The sequence below is a fragment of the Chloroflexota bacterium genome (genome assembly GCA_016875535.1).
In the GTDB taxonomy this organism is placed as follows: domain Bacteria; phylum Chloroflexota; class Dehalococcoidia; order SHYB01; family SHYB01; genus VGPF01.
In genome coordinates, this window is record VGPF01000003.1 from 32042 (window position 1) to 51866 (window position 19825).

At 63.3% G+C, this 19825-nt stretch carries 16 protein-coding genes and 3 pseudogenes; 17 read left to right on the forward strand and 2 right to left on the reverse strand.

Annotation, left to right across the window (positions count from 1 at the left end; genetic code table 11):
- Positions 1 to 20: 20 nt before the first annotated feature.
- Positions 21 to 1271, reverse strand: a complete 1251-nt coding sequence (locus tag FJ039_01715; protein MBM4404890.1) for a histidine--tRNA ligase — start codon at positions 1269 to 1271, stop codon at positions 21 to 23.
- On the reverse strand, positions 1264 to 1434 hold the full coding sequence (locus FJ039_01720; protein ID MBM4404891.1) for a type II toxin-antitoxin system HicB family antitoxin: 171 nt from the start codon (positions 1432 to 1434) through the stop codon (positions 1264 to 1266). Before FJ039_01720 ends, FJ039_01715 begins: the two co-directional genes overlap by 8 nt.
- A gap of 159 nt (positions 1435 to 1593) precedes the next feature.
- Here FJ039_01720 and FJ039_01725 point away from each other — a divergent pair, with 159 nt between their 5' ends.
- The 17 genes and pseudogenes from FJ039_01725 to FJ039_01805 all read left to right on the forward strand — a co-directional run bounded on the left by FJ039_01725 (position 1594) and on the right by FJ039_01805 (position 19823).
- Positions 1594 to 2952, forward strand: coding sequence for a bifunctional folylpolyglutamate synthase/dihydrofolate synthase (locus tag FJ039_01725; protein MBM4404892.1), 1359 nt, complete (start codon positions 1594 to 1596; stop codon positions 2950 to 2952).
- A gap of 7 nt (positions 2953 to 2959) precedes the next feature.
- Entirely contained in the window at positions 2960 to 4222 is a 1263-nt protein-coding gene (gene fabF, locus FJ039_01730) for a beta-ketoacyl-ACP synthase II (protein MBM4404893.1), read from the forward strand.
- Positions 4223 to 4280: 58 nt separating this feature from the next.
- Complete coding sequence (locus tag FJ039_01735) at positions 4281 to 4562, forward strand: hypothetical protein (protein ID MBM4404894.1); 282 nt, start codon at positions 4281 to 4283, stop codon at positions 4560 to 4562.
- On the forward strand, positions 4559 to 4813 hold the full coding sequence (locus FJ039_01740) for a type II toxin-antitoxin system RelE/ParE family toxin (GenBank protein MBM4404895.1): 255 nt from the start codon (positions 4559 to 4561) through the stop codon (positions 4811 to 4813). The genes FJ039_01735 and FJ039_01740 overlap by 4 nt, the downstream gene beginning before the upstream one ends.
- A 233-nt stretch (positions 4814 to 5046) precedes the next feature.
- Complete coding sequence (locus tag FJ039_01745; protein ID MBM4404896.1) at positions 5047 to 6384, forward strand: glutamine synthetase; 1338 nt, start codon at positions 5047 to 5049, stop codon at positions 6382 to 6384.
- Positions 6385 to 6410: 26 nt separating this feature from the next.
- On the forward strand, positions 6411 to 10934 hold the full coding sequence (gltB, locus tag FJ039_01750; GenBank protein MBM4404897.1) for a glutamate synthase large subunit: 4524 nt from the start codon (positions 6411 to 6413) through the stop codon (positions 10932 to 10934).
- An 899-nt stretch (positions 10935 to 11833) separates the two neighbouring features.
- Positions 11834 to 12581 (forward strand): annotated as a pseudogene (locus tag FJ039_01755) (DNA cytosine methyltransferase).
- Positions 12556 to 13128, forward strand: a pseudogene (locus FJ039_01760) (HNH endonuclease). The pseudogenes FJ039_01755 and FJ039_01760 overlap by 26 nt, the downstream one beginning before the upstream one ends.
- Entirely contained in the window at positions 13125 to 13532 is a 408-nt protein-coding gene (gene vsr / locus FJ039_01765; GenBank protein MBM4404898.1) for a DNA mismatch endonuclease Vsr, read from the forward strand. The pseudogene FJ039_01760 and the gene vsr overlap by 4 nt, the downstream one beginning before the upstream one ends.
- Positions 13533 to 13657: 125 nt before the next feature.
- Positions 13658 to 14119, forward strand: coding sequence for a hypothetical protein (locus FJ039_01770; GenBank protein ID MBM4404899.1), 462 nt, complete (start codon positions 13658 to 13660; stop codon positions 14117 to 14119).
- 408 nt (positions 14120 to 14527) lie between these two features.
- Positions 14528 to 15565 carry a zinc-binding dehydrogenase gene (locus FJ039_01775; protein ID MBM4404900.1) on the forward strand — a complete coding sequence of 346 codons (1038 nt, stop codon included), beginning with the start codon at positions 14528 to 14530 and terminating at the stop codon, positions 15563 to 15565.
- Positions 15566 to 15929: 364 nt separating this feature from the next.
- Positions 15930 to 16232, forward strand: a complete 303-nt coding sequence (locus tag FJ039_01780; protein ID MBM4404901.1) for an endonuclease domain-containing protein — start codon at positions 15930 to 15932, stop codon at positions 16230 to 16232.
- 133 nt (positions 16233 to 16365) lie between these two features.
- Positions 16366 to 17322 (forward strand): TIGR03560 family F420-dependent LLM class oxidoreductase, encoded by a 957-nt coding sequence (locus tag FJ039_01785; GenBank protein MBM4404902.1) that lies wholly within the window; start codon positions 16366 to 16368, stop codon positions 17320 to 17322.
- Positions 17323 to 17612: 290 nt separating this feature from the next.
- Positions 17613 to 17984, forward strand: coding sequence for a helix-turn-helix transcriptional regulator (locus FJ039_01790; GenBank protein MBM4404903.1), 372 nt, complete (start codon positions 17613 to 17615; stop codon positions 17982 to 17984).
- A 49-nt stretch (positions 17985 to 18033) separates the two neighbouring features.
- Positions 18034 to 18444: pseudogene (locus tag FJ039_01795) on the forward strand (SRPBCC domain-containing protein).
- Positions 18445 to 18915: 471 nt separating this feature from the next.
- The gene (locus tag FJ039_01800) at positions 18916 to 19314 is read left to right on the forward strand and encodes a hypothetical protein (GenBank protein ID MBM4404904.1); all 399 of its coding nucleotides are present in this window, start codon (positions 18916 to 18918) and stop codon (positions 19312 to 19314) included.
- Positions 19311 to 19823 carry an ATPase gene (locus FJ039_01805; GenBank protein MBM4404905.1) on the forward strand — a complete coding sequence of 171 codons (513 nt, stop codon included), beginning with the start codon at positions 19311 to 19313 and terminating at the stop codon, positions 19821 to 19823. Before FJ039_01800 ends, FJ039_01805 begins: the two co-directional genes overlap by 4 nt.
- Positions 19824 to 19825 lie beyond the last annotated feature (2 nt).

Here is a 19825-nt window from a genome sequence, read left to right on the forward strand (position 1 = left end):
TGGAAGGACGAAGACTTCGCCTACCTGACCGCCGCCGCCGCCTCGCTCATCGCCACCTGCCGCTGGGAGCCATCCGCCATCCGCTTCACCGCCACCACGCCTTGCCGCACCTCGTCGTCGCCCAGGATGAGCGCATAGGCTGCGCCCACGCTCTCCGCATAGCGCATCTGCGCCTTCATGCTCTTTCCGCCCGGCGCCAGCACCGCCGTCACGCCCTGCTCCCGAAGGGAGGAGGCCAGCGATAGCGCGTGCGCCCTCGCCCCATCGCCAAGGTGCACCACCACGGCCGTGATGCCGCGCTGTCCCGGCACGGCGATGCCCTGCCGCTTCAGGTTCAGGATGATGCGCTCCATCCCTGTGGCGAATCCCACGGCGGGAGTAGGCTTGCCGCCCAGCTGCTCGATGAGCCCATCGTACCGTCCGCCGCCGCCGATGGTGCTCTGCGCCCCATCCTCCTGCGGCACGATCTCGAAGACCGTGTGCGTGTAATAGTCCAGGCCTCGCACCAGCCGATGGTCTATCGTGAACGGGATATGCAGCGTCTTGAGTGAGGCGGTCAGCTCGTTCCAGTGCCCCCGCGAAGAGTCCGAAAGAAAGTCCAGCGTGCGCGGCGCCTGCTCCGTATGCGGCCGGCACGTCTCCTTCTTGCAGTCCAGGAGCCGCAGCGGGTTCGTCTCCAAGCGGCGCTTACAATCGCCGCAGAGCTGCGCCGCCAGGGGTTCGTAGTACCTCTTGAGCGCGGCGATGTACGTGGGCCTATCGCTCCTGTCGCCGATGCTGTTCAAGACGACCGTCAGGTTCCTCAGCCCCAGCTTCGCGAAGAGCCGCCACGCCATCTCGATGATTTCCACATCCACCGCCGCCTCTTGGCTTCCGATCGCCTCCACGTTCACTTGATGGAACTGGCGATAGCGCCCGGCTTGCGGGCGGTCGTAGCGAAACATTTGCGCGTGGATGGAGTAGAGGCGCACCGGCTGGGGCAGGACGTGCATCCCGTGCTCGAGGTAGGCGCGGCAGACCGGGGCCGTCCCCTCCGGGCGCAACGTCAGATCGTCGTTCCCCCGGTCCTTGAAGCTGTACGTCTCCTTCTCAACGATGTCCGTCGCCTCGCCCACCGAGCGGTTGAAGAGCTTCGCATCCTCGAAGATCGGCGTCTCTATGCGCCCATAGCCGAATCGCTCGCACAGCTCCGCAGCCGTGGTCTCCACATAGCGCCAGTACGGCTGGTCGGCGGGCAGGATATCAGCGGTGCCGCGGGGAGACCTAAACAAAGGGAGCCCCCGACCGGACGGCCAGACACTCTTTGATGGCCTTGCGCACGTTCTTCCCCGCCTCCGCCCGAGTCTTCCCTTGGCTGAAGCACCCTGGGATGGAAGGACATTCGGCGATGAACATCCCGTCTTCGTCCTGGGATATCGTGATAGGCAACTTCATCTCTTCAGTCCAAATACGGCCTGCCGACTCAGTATACCTGTTCAAGGCACAAGCGTATCTTCTCTTCACCATCTATCTCAGTGCGTCTGTGGAATCTGTGGCGAAATCTCCCCATCCGTGGATGTATAATTCCCCTGGTATCGTCACCACGGCCAACCCATGGACTACCCACGCGCCCTCCAGTACGTCCTCTCCTTCGCCGATTACGAACGCGCCTCCACGTCGCGCGTGAAGTACCGCGACTTCAACCTGAAGCGCGTCCGGGAGATGCTTCGCCGCCTCGGCAACCCGCACCTGGTCTATCCCTCTGTCCACATCGCCGGGACCAAGGGTAAGGGCAGCACCGTCGCCATGGTCGCCTCCATCCTCACTACGGCGGGCTATAAGACGGGCCAGTACACCTCGCCGCACCTGCATACCGTCCGCGAGCGCATCGCCATGGACGGCGAGCCCATCTCCGAACGCGACTTCGCCCAGCGCGTCACCGAGGTCCGCCAGGTCGTAGACATGGTCAACGCCGATCCCGTCCTCGGCCCTGTCACCGTCTTCGAAGTCCTTACTGTTCTCGCCTTCCTCCACTTCCGCAGAGCAGGCGCACACATCGCCGTTGTCGAAGTCGGCCTCGGCGGCCGCCTGGACGCCACCAACGTCCTGACGCCCAGGCTATGCGCCATCACCAATATCAGCCTGGACCACACGGAGGTCCTCGGCGATACGCTGGCCAAGATCGCGGAGGAGAAGGCCGGCATCATCAAGCCCGGCGTCCCCGTCGTCGTCAGCGCCCAGCAGCCCGAAGCGCTGGAGGCCATCGTGCGCATAGCCCAGGCCAAAGGGGCGCCTCTGGTGAACGCCGGCCGCGATACGTCCATCGAACTGCTCTCCAAGGACATCACCGGCCAGGAGTTGTCCATCACCACCGTCAAGCAGACCTATCGCGTGCGCCTGCCCCTCCTTGGCGATTTCCAGCGCGAGAATGCCGCCGCCGCCATCGCCATCTGCGAGACCCTCGGTGGCCTCGGCGCCACCATCACCCCCGAGGCCATCGTCCGCGGCCTCTCGCGCGTCAAGTGGCCCGCGCGCGTGGAGGTCGTCGCCCAAGAACCGCTCGTCATCGTGGACGGCGCGCACAACCCCTACTCCATCGCCCGCCTCCGCGAAAGCCTTCAGCACGATTTCACCTACGCCAATGCCCACCTCATCTTCGGCGTCAACCGCACAAAGGACCTTGGCGGCATGGTTGCCGCGCTCAAAGGACTGCCGGGCGATGTCATTGCCACAGCATCCCAGCATCCCAAGGCGGTCCCCGCCCAGGAGGTCGCGCAAGCCCTGGCGAGCGGCGGCATCCTCGCCATCACCAAGCCGGATACGGCCGCCGCCCTCGCCTATGCGAAGAGCCGCTACCGCAAAGGCGACCTCATCATCGCCACCGGCTCCCTCTTCATCGCCGGAGAGGTACGCGAAGCTGTCCTCGGCATCATCCCGGACGCCTACCCCGCCTCCAGCCCCACTGCGATATAGTGGATGCATGCCTAAGCACCGTCCCCCCTCCCAGCGCGTCGTCATCACCGGCCTTGGCGCGCTCACCCCTATCGGCAACACCGTCGCCGACTATTGGAAATCCCTCGTCGAAGGCCGCTCCGGCATCGCCCACTTCACCCTTATCAATCCCGAAGGCTACCCCTGCACCTATGCCGGCGAAGTGAAGGGCTTCTCGCCGGAAAACGTCATCGAGCCAAAGGCCGCGCGCCGCATGGCCCGCTTCTCCCAGTTCGCCGTCGTCGCCGCCGCCCAAGCCATCGCCGATGCCAAGCTCGATATGACCAGGGAAGACCCCTTCAAGGTCGGCGTCCTCCTCGGCAACGGCAACGGCGGCTACCCGACTATCGAAGAGGGCGTCCGTACCCTCGTCGCCAAGGGCGGTATGCGCCTCAGCCCCTTCTTCTTCCCCATGACCCTGCCGAACATGGCCGCCTCCCAAGTGAGCCTTACCTATGGCCTCAAGGGCTACTCCTCCACCGTCGTCACGGCCTGCGCCGCGGGCAACCAGGCCATCGGCGAGGCGGCGGAGGTGATTCGCCGCGGCAACTGCGACGTCATGGTCACCGGCGGCGTCGAGGCAGGCATCAGTCTCCTGGGCCTGGGCGGCTTTGCCGTGATGAAGGCCCTCAGCACCGGCTTCAACGATGATCCCTCCAAGGCCAGCCGCCCTTTCGATGCCAAGCGCGACGGCTTTATCCCCGCCGAAGGCGCGGGCATCCTCATCATCGAAAGCCTGGAGCACGCCATGCGACGCGGCGCAACCATCCACGCCGAGATCCTGGGCTACGGCGCATCGGCCGACGCCTTCCACATCGTCGCGCCCGATGAAGACGGCGCAGGCGCCGCCAAGGCCATGGAGCGCGCCATCGAGGATGCGGGCCTCGCGCCGGAAGAGGTGGACTACATCAACGCCCACGGCACCTCAACGCCCCTCAACGACCTCACGGAGACCCTCGCCATCAAGCGGCTCTTCGGCAAGCGCGCTTTCCAGGTACCCATCAGTTCGTCGAAATCCATGATCGGCCATGGCCTGGGCGCCGCGGGCGGCATGGAGGCTGTGGCCTGTGTGAAGACCATCACGGAAGGCATCATCCATCCCACCATCAACCAGGAAGTCCCCGACCCCAAGTGCGACCTCGATTACGTCCCCAATATCGCCCGCAAAAAAGAGGTCCGGGTCGCCATCAAGAACAGCTTCGGCTTCGGCGGCCAGAACGCCTGTGTCGCCTTTGGCCGCTTCGAAGCGTAGGCCCGAGTTCCGGCCTATTGTGGTATCTTGCTTGGAGGAATGAGGCAGGAGGACGCGGATGGCTCAGGCACAAATGAAACCCCGCAGATCAAACCGCGAGCAGTTGCATCGCCTTGTGGATCTTCTTCCCCGGAAGAATCTTTCTACCGCTCGCCGCCTTTTAGAGGAACTGAAGTCAAAGGATGACCCGGTTCTTCGGGCCGTCCTCAATGCCCCCTTCGATGATGAGGAGCTTTCAGAAGAGGGGGAAGCGGCTATCGCTGAAGGCCTTGCTGATTACAAAGCTGGGCGTGTGGTTCCCCACGAAGAGGTTCGACGAAGAAGCACTCGTCGCCAATGATTTGGCGACTTACCTGGTCAATCCGCGCCAGGAAAGATCAGACACGCCTCGATGAGGAGACCCACCAGCGGGTTCTTCGGGCCTTGGAGCGTTTCTGCGAAATAGGCTACGGTGACGTCAAGCTCCTTCACGGGCGTGAGCGCATTTCTCGGTTGCGGGTGGGGGACTGGCGCGTCTTTTTTGTTTTAGATTCACAATCTGAAACATTGACCGTTCTTCGAGTCCTCCACCGCCGTGAGGCCTATCGCTAGCCTTCCCTTCTCGGCGGCCAGAACGCCTGTGTCGCCTTTAGCCGCTTCGAAGCCTAGTTTCTCCTGTTGTGGACTTTGACAAAAAGTTCACAATCCACTATATTTTCAGTTCATCTTTTATCAGGACGCCCAGAGGCGCGGCCCCAGGCGCGGAAGCCGGAGAGGCAACCGGCCCTCGCCCACAGCCCCGCTGCTGGACCTCCGCCCAGCGCTTGGACGGGCGAGCGTAGGACATGGCTACCAGGGACAACAAGGAAGCTCGGGACTTCGTTTTCCATACGGTCAAGGAAAACGATGTCAAATTCATTCGCCTCTGGTTCACCGATATCCTCGGGAACCTGAAGGGCTTCGCCATCACGGTGGAGGAGCTCCGGGAGGCCATGGAGCGCGGCAAGCTCTTCGATGGCGCCGCCATCGAAGGCTACGCCCGCCACGGCGAGAGCGATATGATCGCCATGCCCGATCCCACCACCTTCACCCTGCTCCCCTGGCGTCCCAAGCAGAACGCCGTCGCCAAGATGTTTTGCGATGTGCTGACCCCCGAGGGCAAGCCCTTTGAAGGCGACCCGCGCCAGGTCCTCAAGCGCAACCTCAAGCGCGCCAGCGATATGGGCTACACCTATTACACCGGCGTCGAGCTGGAGTACTTCTATTTCAAGGACAGCATCGGCGCGCAGATCGTGGACCAGGGCGGCTACTTCGACCAGATCGCCCAAGAGCTCGGCGGCGACCTCCGCCGCGAGACGGTGCTGACCCTGGAGCAGATGGGCATCTCCGTCGAATACAGCCACCACGAAGGCGCCCCCAGCCAGCACGAGATTGACCTTCGCTACGGCGACGCCCTCACCATCGCCGATAGCATCATCACCTTCAAAGCCGTCGTCAAAGAGCTCGCCACCAAGCAGGGCGTCTACGCCAGCTTCATGCCCAAGCCCATCTTCGGCGTCAATGGCAGCGGCATGCACTTCCAGCAGTCTCTCTTTAAGGACGAAGGGAACGCCTTCGCCACCAAGAAGGGCCAGCACCAGCTCTCGGATATCGCCCAAAAGTTCCTGGCGGGACAGCTGCGCCACGCCCCGGAAATCACCATCGCCACCAACCAGTGGGTCAACTCCTACAAACGCCTCGTCCCCGGCTTCGAGGCCCCCATCCACGTCACCTGGTCCCGGGGCCGCAACGACCTCGCCCGCATCCCGGCCCACCGCCCCGGCCGCGAAGACGCCACGCGCATCGAATACCGAGCGCCGGACGCCGCCTGCAACCCCTACCTCGCCCTCAGCGCCCTCCTGGCCGCCGGCCTGGAAGGCATCGAGAAGAGCGCCCCGCTCCCGCCTCCTATGGAGCAGGACGCGGCCTCCCTCACCGAGGCCGAGCGCGCCAAGCTCGGCATAAAGAGCCTGCCGCGCAGCCTCCGCGAGGCAATCGAGGCGGCGGAGCAGGGCGCGCTCCTCCGCAAGGCCCTCGGCGACCATACCTACGAAAGCTTTATCGAGAACAAGCGCCTGGAGTGGGAGCAGTATCGCACCCAGGTGCACGATTACGAGATCAAGCGGTACTTACCGGTCCTGTGACCGGAAGCAACCCGGTGGAGCACGGCATGGCTAGCGGCAAACAGGACATGAGCGGCACCCTCTATGACCCGCGCTATGAGCGGGACGCTTGCGGCGTCGGCTTCGTCGCCGATGTCACGGGCCACAGGAGCCACGGCATCCTGGAGAAGGCCGTCCAGTGCGTCTGCAACGTCACTCACCGCGGCGCCATCAGCGGCGATGGCAAGACCGGCGATGGCGCAGGCATCACCACCCAGGTGCCGCACAAGCTCATGCAGCGCGAGATCGCCAAGCTCGGCCACCGCGCCCCCGATGGCAAGGACATCGCCGTCGGCATGGTCTTCCTCCCCGGCAAGAATTCCGAGGCCGCCAAGAAGTCCCGGGAGATCATCGAAGCCGCCGTCAAAGAGCAGGGCATCCACAGCTTCGGCTGGCGCAAAGTCCCCACCGACCAGTCCGCCCTGGGCGTCATGGCCCGCGAAAGCGAGCCCGAGATCGAACAGCTCCTCATGGGCCGCCACGGCGGCTCCGAGGAGAAGTTCGGCCGCGCCCTCTACCTGGCCCGCCGCGTCGCCGAAAATCACGCAGCCGAGAGCGGCCTCAATGACCTCTATATCCCCTCGTTCTCTGATAAGACCGTCGTCTACAAGGCCCTCCTCGTCGCGCCCCAGCTCGCCCACTTCTACCGCGACCTTGAGGACAAGGACTTCGAGACGGCCCTCGCCCTCTACCACCAGCGCTACAGCACCAACACCTTCCCCAACTGGTACCTCGCCCAGCCCTTCCGCTACCTGGCCCACAACGGCGAGATCAACACCCTCCAGGGCAACACCAACTGGATGCGCGCCCGCGAGCCGGAGCTCCACTCCAAGGTCTGGGGCGGCGACCTCAAGAAGCTCCTCCCCATCATCTGGGAGGGCGGCAGCGACTCCGCGATGCTCGATAACGCCGCCGAGTTGCTGGCCCAGTCCGGCCGCGACCTCCTCCACACCATGATGATGCTCGTCCCCGAGCCCTGGGAGAATATGCCCCACATGGAACCCCTGTGGAAGGAGTTCTACGAATACCACGCCTCCATCACGGAGCCTTGGGACGGCCCAGCCGCCCTCGCCTTCATGGACGGCGTCGTCGCCGGCGCCTGCCTCGATCGGAACGGCCTCCGCCCCGCGCGCTTCAAGCTCACGGACGATAACATCGTCGTCATGGGCTCCGAGGTCGGCGTCGTGGACCTGGACGATGCCCGCGTCATCGAAAAGGGTCGCCTCGGCCCCGGCGAGATGATCGCCGTGGACACCGGCAGGAAGCGCATCCTCCGCAACCGGGAGATCAAGAACAAGTACGCCTCCCGCGAGTCCTACGGCAAGTGGGTGCAGAAGCATCAGTACCGCCTCGGGCACGTGGATGGCCCCGCCAAGCCGGAAAGCCCCAACGGCCACCTGGACGTCTTCCAGCGCCAGCGCCTTTTCGGCTACACCCTGGAGGATATGTCCTTCGTCATCAAGGCCATGGTGCTGGATGGCAAAGAGCCCGTCTTCTCCATGGGCGACGACACCCCCCTCGCCGTCCTCGCCTATAAGCCGCGCCTTCTCTACAGCTACTTCAAGCAGCGCTTCGCCCAGGTCACCAACCCGCCCATAGACCCCTTGCGGGAAGAGCTCGTTATGTCCCTTAACGCCTACCTGGGCCCGCGCCACAGCCTCCTGGAGGAGACCCCGGAGCACGCCCACCTCATCCACCTCTCCTCGCCCCTCCTCTCCAATGAAGAGCTGGCGGCGCTCAAGGGCCTCCACGATAAGACCTTCAAGCACGCCGATCTCACCTGCACCTTCCTCGCCGCCGCCGGGGCCGAGGGCCTTGAAAAGGCCCTGGCCGACCTCTGCGCCTCCGCCCTCCACGCCATCGAGCAGGGCGCTTCTCTCCTGGTCCTCACCGATCGCGGCGCCGATGCCGTCTCCGCCCCCATCCCCGCCCTCCTCGCCGTCGGCGCGGTGCACCAGCACCTCATCCGCTCCGGCAAGCGCATGCGCGCCAGCCTCATCGTCGAGTCCGCCGAGCCGCGCGACGTCCATCACTTCGCGGCCCTCTTGGGCTACGGCGCCAACGCCGTGAACCCCTATCTCGGCTTCGAGATCATCGGCGAGCTCATCGAGGCCGGCGAGATCCCGGATATGGACCACAAGACGGCCCAGAAGAACTTCCGGAAGGCGATAGACGGCGGCATCCTGAAGATCATGTCCAAGATGGGCATCTCCACCGTCACCAGCTACCAGGGCGCGCAGATCTTCGAAGCCATCGGCGTCTCGAGCGCCCTCATCGAGCGCTGCTTCACCGGCACCACCTCGGCCATCGGCGGCATCGGCATCAAGGAGATCGCGGAAGACGTCGTCGCCCGCCACGCCCACGCCTTCCAGCCCGCCACCGGCAAGAAGCTCGACGACTACGGCTACTATCGCTTCCGGAAGGACGGCGAAGAGCACCTCAATAGCCCCGTGATGGTCAAGCTCATGCACGCCGCCGTCACCTCGGGCCGCTACGAGGACTACAAGGCCTTCTCCAAGCTCGTGGACGGCCGCGAAGCCATGGCCATCCGTGACCTCCTGGACTTCAAGCCCGGCTCGCCCATCCCCCTGGACCAGGTGGAGCCGGTGGAGGCCATCGTCAAGCGCTTCGTCAGCAGCGCCATGTCCCTCGGCGCCCTCAGCCCGGAGGCCCACACGACGCTCTCCAAGGCTATGAACCTCATCGGCGCCAAGAGCAACACCGGCGAAGGCGGCGACGACCCCTCACGCTACTGGCCCGGCCCCACCGGCGAATCGGCCCGCAGCGCCATCAAGCAGGTCGCCTCAGGCCGCTTCGGCGTCACCGCGGAATACCTCGCCTCCGCCGATGAGCTGGAGATCAAGATGGCCCAGGGCTCCAAGCCCGGCGAAGGCGGCCAGCTCCCCGGCCACAAGGTGGTGGAGCACATCGCCAGGCTGCGCCACGCCGTCCCCGGCATCCAGCTCATCTCGCCGCCGCCGCACCACGATATCTACAGCATCGAAGACCTGGCCCAGCTCATCTACGATCTCAAGCAGGCCAACCCCCGCGCGCGCATCGCCGTTAAGCTCGTCTCCGAATCAGGCGTCGGCACCATCGCCGCCGGCGTCGCCAAGGGCTATGCCGATAACATCCTCATCAGCGGCGATACCGGCGGCACCGGCGCATCGCCCCTCAGCTCCATCAAGAACGCCGGCGTCCCCTGGGAGATCGGCCTCGCCGAGACCCAGCAGACCCTCGTCATGAACGACCTCCGGGGCCGCGTCCGCGTCAAGACGGACGGCGGCATCCGCACCGGCCGCGATGTCGTCATCGCCGCCATGCTCGGCGCGGAGGATATCGGCTTCGGCACCGGCGCCCTCATCGCCATCGGCTGCAAGATGGCCCGCCAGTGCCACCTCAACACCTGCCCCGTCGGCGTCGCCACCCAGAAGGAGGAGCTGCGGAAGAAGTTTTTCGGCACCCCCCAGATGGCCGCCAACTACTTCCGCTTCGTCGCCATGGAGGTCCGCGAGATCCTCGCCTCCCTCGGCTATCGCAGCCTCGATGAGGTCATCGGCCACACCGACCTCCTGCGCCAGCGCCAGGTGAAGAACCCCCGCGCCCACCTGGTTGATCTGAGCAAGCTGCTTGCAAATCCCGACCCCTCCAACACCAAGCCGCGCCGCTGCAACACGCCCCGCAACGAGCGCCCCGGCGATATGCCCCTGGACATCCAGATCGTCAAGGACGCCCGCGCCGCCATCGAAGGCCCCAATCCCGTGAAGCTGGACTACGCCATCCGGAACGTGAACCGCACCGTAGGCGCGCGGCTGGCCGGCGAGATCGCATACCGCCATCACACTTCAACCATGCCGCGCCACGTTGCCGAGGTCACCTTCCGGGGCAGCGCTGGCCAGAGCTTCGGCGCCTTCTGCGTCGGCGGTCTGCGACTCGTCCTGGAGGGCGAGGCCAACGACTACGTCGGCAAGGGGATGGCCGCCGGCGAGATCATCGTGCGCCCGCCCAAGAACGTCCGCTTCGCCCCCAGCGAGAACATCATCATGGGCAACACCGTCCTCTATGGCGCCACCGGGGGCTTCCTCTTCGCCGCGGGCCGCGCCGGGGAGCGCTTCGCCGTCCGCAACAGCGGCGCCACCGCCGTCGTCGAAGGCGCGGGCGACCACTGCTGCGAATACATGACCGCCGGGCTTGTCGTCGTCCTCGGCGAGACGGGGCGCAACTTCGGCGCAGGCATGACCAACGGCCAGGCCTACGTTCTGGACGAGGCCGACCAGTTCATCCACCGCTACAACCCGGAGCTCATCTCCCACGCCCGCGTCGCGGAGCCGGAGGACGTCAGCGTCCTGCGCTCCCTGATCCAGCGCCACCTCGATTACACCGGCAGCCCCAAGGCCCGCGACATCCTGGACAACTGGCAGCGTTACCTGCCCAAGTTCTGGAAGGTCACGCCCATCGCCACCAAGCTCTCCAAGGAGCGCGAGAAGGCCCCCGGCCCCGACCCGGACGCCGCCCCCGCCGCCAAGCGGTAGGGGAGCAGGTTCTACCCTGCAACGGAGTCACCCTCTCCTTTTGTCCCTCCTCCATCTTCGCTCCCGAGGACGGGAGCTAGGGAGAGGAGAGGAAGCGGAGGGGCAGAGGGAGCAGGTTCCACCCTGCAACGGAGTCACCCTCTCCTTTTATTCCTCTCCCATCTTCGCTCCCGAGGACGGGAGCTAGGGAGAGGAGGGGGAGACGGGGGTGCAGGGGGCGCTGGCCCATTTGGTGGGAGTCAGGGGCGCGTGCCCCGCGCCCCTACAGGTTGTCCATCTTGTTGCCTCCTGATGTTTTGTTCATTCCGTCGGCTCCTTTCTTGGTTCTGAATGACTGAGTGGCGCGATGTGTGCGCAGGCGGCCCTTCTTTTCGAGTCTCGTTCCGCGAACGGAACGCCAAGTCCAATGCCCGCCGGTGGGCTGCACGTTCACCCGGAGGTGAGCGTCCGCAGTTGTGCACAGCGACATCCGTCGGCCGTATGAACCTGGCGCGGTCGTCATCCTTTCGCCAAATTGTGCTCCGGAACAGCCAAGGGCCGCCTGCGTCTTTTCGACCACGGCAGTTCATGACCTGCCGCAATCGGGACAAAAAGAAAGGGAGACGTCCCGATGCGGGCGGAAGCCCGAGCGGGACGCCTCCCCGGCTCTCTGTCCTGGCGAAGGCGTGAGCGTAGCGATACGCTCACGAAACAATACTAAACGGAGTAGGAGAGAGTGTCAAGTACACGGCAGATTGAGAATCACGATGTCATCTGCTGATTGACATACAGCAACCGGTCAAGCAGTATTACGTTACTAGCAGTCAATTTCGTATAGCGCAAGCTGAGTTGCATCCATGCGCAGCCCTCTGACCACAAGAATTAACAGCAACCGAAGCCCAGAGTCTTCCGGCGGTTTTATATATCGGGGCCACGCTGAGGGCTCACGGGAGAAGGCATGCCGAAAGCCGCGCCTTCTGGATCTTTTTTGTTGCGCGGGTGGAGCTGGGGTAGGCTACAGTCAAGCCGGGTTTGAGGTTGTGGGTGTGGACATCGACTCGCAGCCCAATTATCCATTTGCTTTTCTGCAGGCTGATGCACTCTCTCTCGATCCTGTGTTGATTACTCAGTTCGATGCAATCCACGCCCCTCTCCTCCTTGTCAGTCGTACTCCGACCTTGCGAAGCGTAATCGCAACGGCGATAAATGGCCGCGTTTGATCGAATTGGTACGTGACATGCTGCTTCAAATCGGACTGCCGTACGTTATCGAGAACGTGGAGGGAGCGCCCCTGCGAGACCCAATCGTTCTCTGCGGGACGATGTTCCCAGGTCTGCGCGTTTTACGGCATAGGCTCTTTGAATCAAACTTTCCGATTCTTGTCCCGGCACACAGTACGCACCCCCGAGTACACACCTTCGATCTCGAAAGTCCCATTTCGGAAAGACGAATGAGTGGACGGATTTCGTGCAAGTCACAGGAGGCGGAAACTGCTCTCTGGCAGCGGCGCGGTCGGCTATGGGAATTGATTGGATGAGCAAGGGGGAAATAAATGAGGCGATCCCCCCTGCCTACACGAAGTTTATCGGCGCACAGCTACTACAGTATCTGAGAATTTCCCGACAGGAACCAGTCGAAGCTTATGGCAACGCGAAGGCCGGGGTCTAAAGAACGAATCAGACAGTTCCTGCTTGCACACGTAGGAGAAGTGGTCACGTCCCTACAGATCCGTGATGCAGTCGGCCGCGATGTCAGTGAATGGGCGAGGCGTCTGCGCGAATTACGGGAGCAAGAGGACTGGCCGATCATCTCGCACAACGACAGCGCAAAGCTCAAGCCGGGCGAGTATATGCTTTAGCGCAGGCCGACAGAAAAGGCCGTGACATTCGCGCGCGGCATCTCTGCGAAGCTCAGAGCAGAGGTCCTTGATCGCAACGGGTTCACGTGTCAGATGTGCGGCTTGACGCCGGGCGAGATTGACCCGGCCACCGGACGGAAGGTTCGACTGCACTTAGGACATATCAAGGATAAGGACCTGGGCGGCAAAGATGAATTGGCGAACCTTCGAACGCTCTGCTCCACATGCAATCAGGGCGCAAAGAACATCACGACCGAAAAACCGACAACGATCTGGCTTCTCTCCCAAGTACGACGAGCAGGCCAGGATGAGCAGAAAGCCGTCTACGAATGGCTTTCTAAGAAGTTTCGCCGATAGTGGACCGAGTCTCTAAGCAACGGCGCAGCGCGAATATGCGCGCCGTCAAGGGTCGAGACACAAAGCCTGAGTTGGCAGTCCGCCAGCTCGTGCATCGAATGGGCTATCGTTTCCGTCTCAACCGAGCCGATCTACCGGGGAAGCCCGATCTTGTCTTTCCAGGCCGCAGGGCAGTCATTTTTGTCCACGGCTGCTTTTGGCATGCTCATTCCTGCAAACGAGGGTTGAGCACGCCTAAGACTCATGCGACCTTCTGGGCAAAGAAACGTGCTCAGAACGTGAAGCGTGACACGGCCAATCTGGTCAGTCTGAGAAAAATGACTTGGCAAGCGCTCACTGTCTGGGAGTGCGAATTGAGAAACGCACGCCGATTACGCTCAAAGATACGGCGTTTCCTCGGGTAGAATTCATAGAGGTTGTCTCTGAGATGGCCTCCGTCTTCTCTGCGGTTGACGCCTCAGGCAACCCGTGCCATCATCATGTGACCCTCGGGGAGGCCCTGGGGCGACCCTGTGCCGAAGGAGGCGCCGTGAGCCAGCAAACCGCCACCATAGACTTCCCATCCCTCGCCTTCATGGAGGCCCTCGCCAGAAGCGTCAACGGCAATCCCAACTTTCGCTCCCTCGGCACCATGGACCTGGCCCTCGGCATCCGCATCCTGGCCGATGGGAAGCACAGGCAGACCCACCTCTACACCTTCCTCTTCGACGGCTACACCTGCGAGCATGTCGCCGAGGCCTCCGCCGGCGCCGTCCCGGACCTGGACTTCGTCATCGAAGGCACCTACAGCGCCTGGAAGGAGATGTTCCAGAACATCCAGGCCAACGGCCGCGCCGACACCAAGCACACGCTGAACCACCTGACGATGCTCGACGACCCGATGCGCGCCGTCGGCCCGGACCAGACGCGGATAGACAAGCTCTACCGGTACAACTACGGCATCCAGTCGTTCCTCCACGAAGCGGCCAAGATCCCGACACGATATGCGTAGCGTCGTCACCCTGAGCGCCAGTCGTTTTCTCAGGAGCGAAGGGTCTACGAGTCCGGTAGGGGCCGTCGGCTCTGCGACCGTCTTCGGCCCTGAGGGCGGCCCGGAGCGGAAGCGGGCTGGGCATGGCCCCGACTTCGTCGTCCCGAGGACGGGCAGCCCCTACACGTTTCGACAGAACCCTCGGAGGTTACCCATGAGGGCGATGCGTGAAGCAATAGCATCCTCTCCTCTCGCCCCGTCATGGGAGAGAACGTTGGCAACGAGTCCGGTAGGGGCCGTCGGCTCTGCGACCGTCTTCGGCCCTGAGGGCGGCCCGGATCGGAAGCGGGCTGGGCATAGCCCCGACGTTGTCGTCCCGAGGACGGGCAGCCCCTACACGTTTCAATAGAACTCCCCGGAGGTTTTTTTATGAAAGCGACGTACTTCACCGAGTTCGGCGGGCCTGAGGTCTTCAAGTACGGCGATGTGCCGGAGCCGGCCATCGGCCCGAACGAGGTCCTGATCCGGGTACGCGCCTCGGCGCTCAACCACCTGGACCTGTGGCGCCGGGCGGGACAGCGCGGCACCAAATCGTCGCTCGCGGGGCCGATGATCCTGGGCTGCGACATCGCAGGCGAGGTGGCGGAGACCGGCGCACAGGTGAAGGGCGTGGCCAAGGGCGACCGGGTGGTGGTGAACCCGGGCATCACCTGCGGCCGCTGCGACTTTTGCCTCTCCGCCAGGGACAACATGTGCAACGGTTACGTGATGATCGGCTCGATGGCGAACGGCGGCTACGCCCAGTATGCCAAGGCACCGCAAGAGAACGTCCACCTGTTGACCGCCGACCTCACGTGGGAAGAGGCGGCCGCGATGCCGCTCACCTTTCTCACGGCCTACCACATGCTGATGACGCTGACGAAGCTGCGCCCAGGGGAGACGGTCCTGATCCAGGCCGTCGGCTCCGGGGTAGGCGTGGCGGCGCTGCAGATCGCGAAGCTGGTCGGCGCGCGGACCATCGTCACCGCCAGCACGGACGGCAAGCTGGGCAAGGCGCGGCTCTTGGGAGCCGACCATACGATCAACTATGACCAGCACGACTTCGCCGCCCGGGTGAAGGAGATCACCGAGGGCAAGGGCGCGGACGTCGTCTTCGACCACGTTGGACAGGCGACGTTCGAGAAGGACCTGCAGAGCATGGCCAAGGGGGCGCGCTTCGTGAGCTGCGGCATCACCAGCGGCTACGAGGCGAAGCTGCACATGGGGGTGCTGTTCACCAAGCAGATCCAGCTCTTCGGCTCCTACATGGGGACGAAGGCCGAGATGGGCGAGGTGATGCGGTTAGTGAACCAGGGGAAGCTGCGGGGCATCGTGAGCAAGACGTTTGAGCTGAAGGACGCCGCGGAGGCGCACAAGACGATGGAGAGCCGGGACTTGTTCGGGAAGCTGGTGCTGGGGATACCGTGAACCTCTCCCTCTTATCCCTCCCCTGCGAGGGGAGGGACGATTTGTTGAACTTAACACAGGCAATCCCGTGGAGCGCAACAGAAGAAAGAGCGGTGATGCAGGCGTATTCTCATACCATCTCCACGAGAGGATAGACCTCTGAGCAGCTTCCTCTTATCCCTCTCGTAGCTCGCGGACGAGCGTAGGCCATCAGAATGAGCACGGCGAGGAGGAGGGATGATTTGTTGGACTTAACAAAGACGACCCCGTGAAACGAACCGGAGTAGTGAAACAGCGGTCATCGGTGCACTTGTCACGCAATGTTGTGAGACGGCAGGAGATTAGCGAGGATAAGCGGGAAATCGTGAAGTTGTTGCGGCGGGAGATGACAGGCGCCGAGAAAGTTCTCTGGAGGCGATTGAGGGGCAACCAGGTCGGCGGACTCCATTTTCGCAGGCAGCAGATCATCCAGGGTTTCATCGTGGATTTCTATTGTGATAGCGCTGCGCTGGCAATCGAAGTGGACGGCGATATCCACCTGTCCACTCAGGAATACGACCGGGACCGTGACCGAAGCATCGAGGGGTTGGGGATTCGAGTTCTTCGCTTTTCCAACGAGCAAGTCCAGCGTGATATAGAGGCAGTCCTCATTTCAATTACGACGGCGGCCATTGACGCTCCCCCATAAGCAGAGCATTAGGTTGACTGTGCCAAAGAGCCTACGTACAGACATGCGAATAGCCCCTTCCCTCGCAGGGAAGGGGTAGGGGGCTAGGTAGACTGCGGGCCGCCCCTACAAAAAGGACCAAGGAGGGTGAGCAGTGCCTACACAGCCGATACGCTTCGGACTGCAGACGGCGCCTGAGGGAGCGGTCTGGTCGGAGCTGGTGAAGGTCTGGAAGTTCGCGGACGACCTGGGCTACGACAGCATGTGGACGTCCGACCACTACATCACGACGCTCTACATGGAGAACCTGGACACGCCGGTCTTCGACGGGTGGACGGCACTGGCGGCCCTGGGAGCGCTGACGAAGCGCGTGCGCATGGGGGTGATGATTACGGGGAACACGTACCGCCACCCGCCGCTGCTGGCGAAGATGGCGGTGACGATAGACCACATCACGAACGGGCGGCTGATCATGGGCATCGGCGCCGGGTGGTACGAGCGGGAGCACGCGATGTTCGGGATCCCGTTCCCGGCGCCGGGCGAGCGCGTCCACCGCATGGGCGAGGCGATCCAGATCTTCGACAGGCTCTGGCGGGAGAAGCGCGTCACGTTCAACGGGAAGTACTACACGCTGCAGGACGCCATCTGCGATCCGAAGCCGGTGCAGAAGCCGCGGATCCCCATCTGGGTGGGCGGCTGGGGCGAGCAGCTGACGCTGAAGTATTGCGCGATGTACGGCGACGGCTGGAACCTCACGGGGTCGCCGATCAACCTGGCGCCGAAGGTGGAGGCGCTGAAGCGCCACTGCGAGGCGGTGGGGCGGAACATCGCCGAGATCGAGAAGTCGGTGATGCACATGCGGCTCATCATGACGGACGACCAGGCCTACGTGAAGGAGTACGTGCAGTCGCGGCGCTATAAGCGGGCCGACAGCTACGAGGACATGCACGGGCACTTCATGATCGGGACGCCGGACGATATGAAGCGCACCATCGAGCGGCTGCTGAAGCTCGGCTTCACCCACTTCGTCGCGGAGGTGGTGCAGCCGTACGACTACCGGGCCATCGAGCGGTGGTACAGGGAAGTGGCGCTGGAGTTCAAGGGGAGGTAGGGGATAAGGAGACCTCTCCCTGGCCCTCTCCCGGCCGAAGCCAGCTTCGCTGGATTCTGGGAGAGGGTAAAGGCGCGATGTTTGCGCCCGATGGGAAGGGCTGGCCCCTCCGATGGAGTCGGAGCCCTTTGGAAAGGGGAGGCCAGCCCCTACCAGGATGGTGAGTGGGTTGCGGAGGCAGCCCAGACCGTTAGGGCGTTCCGACCGACTTACTGACGCAGCATGCTTGACAGGCACTTTTTCGTAGTGTATTTTACCAATTAGTTCATAAACGGATTGGTAATATACCGATGCCAGCCGACCACCTTGATACAACGTTTGCGGCGCTTGCTGACCCGACGCGTCGGGCGATCCTTGCGCGCCTGGCCTCGGGAGAGGCCTCAGTCACCGAGCTGGGCGAGCCGTTCGATATGACGCTCCCCGCGATCTCAAAGCACCTGAAGGTGCTGGAGCAGGCTGGGCTGATCACGAAGGGCCGAGAGGCGCAGCGGCGGCCGTGCACGCTGAACGCAGCGCCGCTGAAAGAGGCCGCTGACTGGGTGGAGCGCTACCGGCAGTTCTGGGAGGAGAGTTTCGATCGCCTGGACGACTATCTGCGCATCCTGCAGAAAAGACGAAAGAAGAGAGGCAAGAAAAGGAGAGGACATAGAAAAGGTAGATAAGGCGAAGCGAGAGCTGACGATCATCCGGGAGTTCAACGCGCCGCGGGAGATGGTCTTCGAGACCTTCACCTCGTGCGCGCACGTGAAGAAGTGGTGGGGCCCGCGCACGTGGCCGCTCTCTGCCTGCACGATGGACCTCCGGCCGGGCGGCGTCTGGAATTATTGCCTGCGCGGACCGAAGGGCGAGGAGGCCTGGGGTAAGGCCGTCTACAGCGAGATCGCAAGGCCGGAGCGCATTGTCTATACGGACTATTTTTCGGACAAGGACGGCAACACGGCGCAGAACATGCCTGTCTCGGTCATCACGACGAGATTCGAGGCAAAGGGCCGCAAGACGCTGCTGACGAGCACTGCCATATACGGCACCCTTGAGGCACTGGAGCAGGTGCTGGCGATGGGCGTGGTGGCGGGGATCAATGAGACGTTCGACCGGCTGGACGAGTACCTGGCGAAGATGCAGAAGGATGGCGAGACAAAGGAGACCACACCTCCGCCTCTTGTCAACACAAGGGTCTTCGATGCGCCGCGAGATCTGGTGTGGGAGGCGTGGACAAAGCCGAAGCAGATGGCGAAGTGGTGGGGGCCGAACGGATTCACAAATCCGGTCTTTGAGATGGACGTTCGTCCGGGTGGGGCCATCCTGATCCACATGAAGAATCCTCGGGACGGGTCGGAGTATCCCGTAACCGGCGCTTTCCTTGAAGTTGTGCGGCCTGAGCGGCTGGTGTTTACCCATTGCGCTTGGGATAACGAACTTTTGAACACGGTTACCTTTAGTGAAACGCACGGCAAGACAACGATGCGACTTGAAGTCGCGCTCACAAAGTCGAGTGGGTGGAACGCTCAAGCGATGGAGGGCGCGAAGATGGGCTTCACCCAGAGCTTTGAGCGGCTGGCCGCGCTATTGGCGGAAGTCCGGAATGGGTGACAAATGATGGGAAAGGGAGACATCGGCAAAAAGGGAGCGAAGATGGACGTAGGGGGATACTTGACGTCACTGCCGCCCGACAGGAAGGCGACGCTGGCACAGGTGCGGGCGGCGATCAGGGCCGCCGCGCCCCAGGCGGAGGAGGGCATCAGCTACGGGATGCCGGTCTATAAGCGGAACGGCATGCTGGTGGGGTTCGCGGCCTTCAAGGACCACTGGAGCCTGATGCCCATGAACGGCACGTATGTGGCGGCGCATGCGGCGGAGCTGAAGGGCTACACGACGACGAAGGGGACGATCCACGTGCCGTACGGGAAGTCACCGCCGCTGGCGCTGGTGCGGAAGCTGGTGAAGGAGCGGCTGGCGGAGAACGAGGCGAGGCTGAAGGAGAAGAAGAGATGAAGAAGGTGGCGAAGCGAGTGGGGAAGATGACGGTGGAGAGGCGCGGCGACCGAGAGCTTGTCCTGACACGGGAGTTCGACGCGCCGCTGGCGCTGGTCTTCGAAGCCTTCACGAAGGCGGAGCACATCGTGAACTGGTGGGGGCCGCGCAGATACGCGACGATCGTGGAGAGGCTGGACCTACGGCCCGGCGGGAAGTGGCGCTTCATCAACCGGGAGGCGAACGGCACGGAGCACGGCTTCCGGGGCGAGTTCCGCGAGGTGATGCCGCCGGAGCGGCTGGTCTGGACCTTCGAGTACGAGGGGTTCCCGGGGCATATCTCGGTGGAGACGGCGACGTTCGAGGAGCGCAACGGCAAGACGCTGCTCACGGCGCGGGCGGTCTATTCGACGCCGGAAGACCTGCTGGCCATCCTCCAGACCGATATGGCGGAGGGTGCGGCGGAGAGTTACGACAGGCTGGAGGAGTTATTGCAGAAGCTTTCAAAAGGAAAGCGCGGCAGGAAGTAGAG

Bases quoted from the DNA above. Each gene is read 5' to 3' on its own strand.
- fabF (MBM4404893.1), top strand. From the start codon at position 2,960: ATGCCTAAGCACCGTCCCCCCTCCCAGCGCGTCGTCATCACCGGCCTT.
- FJ039_01800 (MBM4404904.1), top strand. From the start codon at position 18,916: ATGATGGGAAAGGGAGACATCGGCAAAAAGGGAGCGAAGATGGACGTA.
- FJ039_01720 (MBM4404891.1), bottom strand. From the start codon at position 1,434: ATGAAGTTGCCTATCACGATATCCCAGGACGAAGACGGGATGTTCATC.
- FJ039_01725 (MBM4404892.1), top strand. From the start codon at position 1,594: ATGGACTACCCACGCGCCCTCCAGTACGTCCTCTCCTTCGCCGATTAC.
- FJ039_01775 (MBM4404900.1), top strand. From the start codon at position 14,528: ATGAAAGCGACGTACTTCACCGAGTTCGGCGGGCCTGAGGTCTTCAAG.
- FJ039_01745 (MBM4404896.1), top strand. From the start codon at position 5,047: ATGGCTACCAGGGACAACAAGGAAGCTCGGGACTTCGTTTTCCATACG.
- FJ039_01805 (MBM4404905.1), top strand. From the start codon at position 19,311: ATGAAGAAGGTGGCGAAGCGAGTGGGGAAGATGACGGTGGAGAGGCGC.
- FJ039_01780 (MBM4404901.1), top strand. From the start codon at position 15,930: ATGACAGGCGCCGAGAAAGTTCTCTGGAGGCGATTGAGGGGCAACCAG.
- gltB (MBM4404897.1), top strand. From the start codon at position 6,411: ATGGCTAGCGGCAAACAGGACATGAGCGGCACCCTCTATGACCCGCGC.
- FJ039_01735 (MBM4404894.1), top strand. From the start codon at position 4,281: ATGGCTCAGGCACAAATGAAACCCCGCAGATCAAACCGCGAGCAGTTG.
- FJ039_01740 (MBM4404895.1), top strand. From the start codon at position 4,559: ATGATTTGGCGACTTACCTGGTCAATCCGCGCCAGGAAAGATCAGACA.
- FJ039_01790 (MBM4404903.1), top strand. From the start codon at position 17,613: ATGCCAGCCGACCACCTTGATACAACGTTTGCGGCGCTTGCTGACCCG.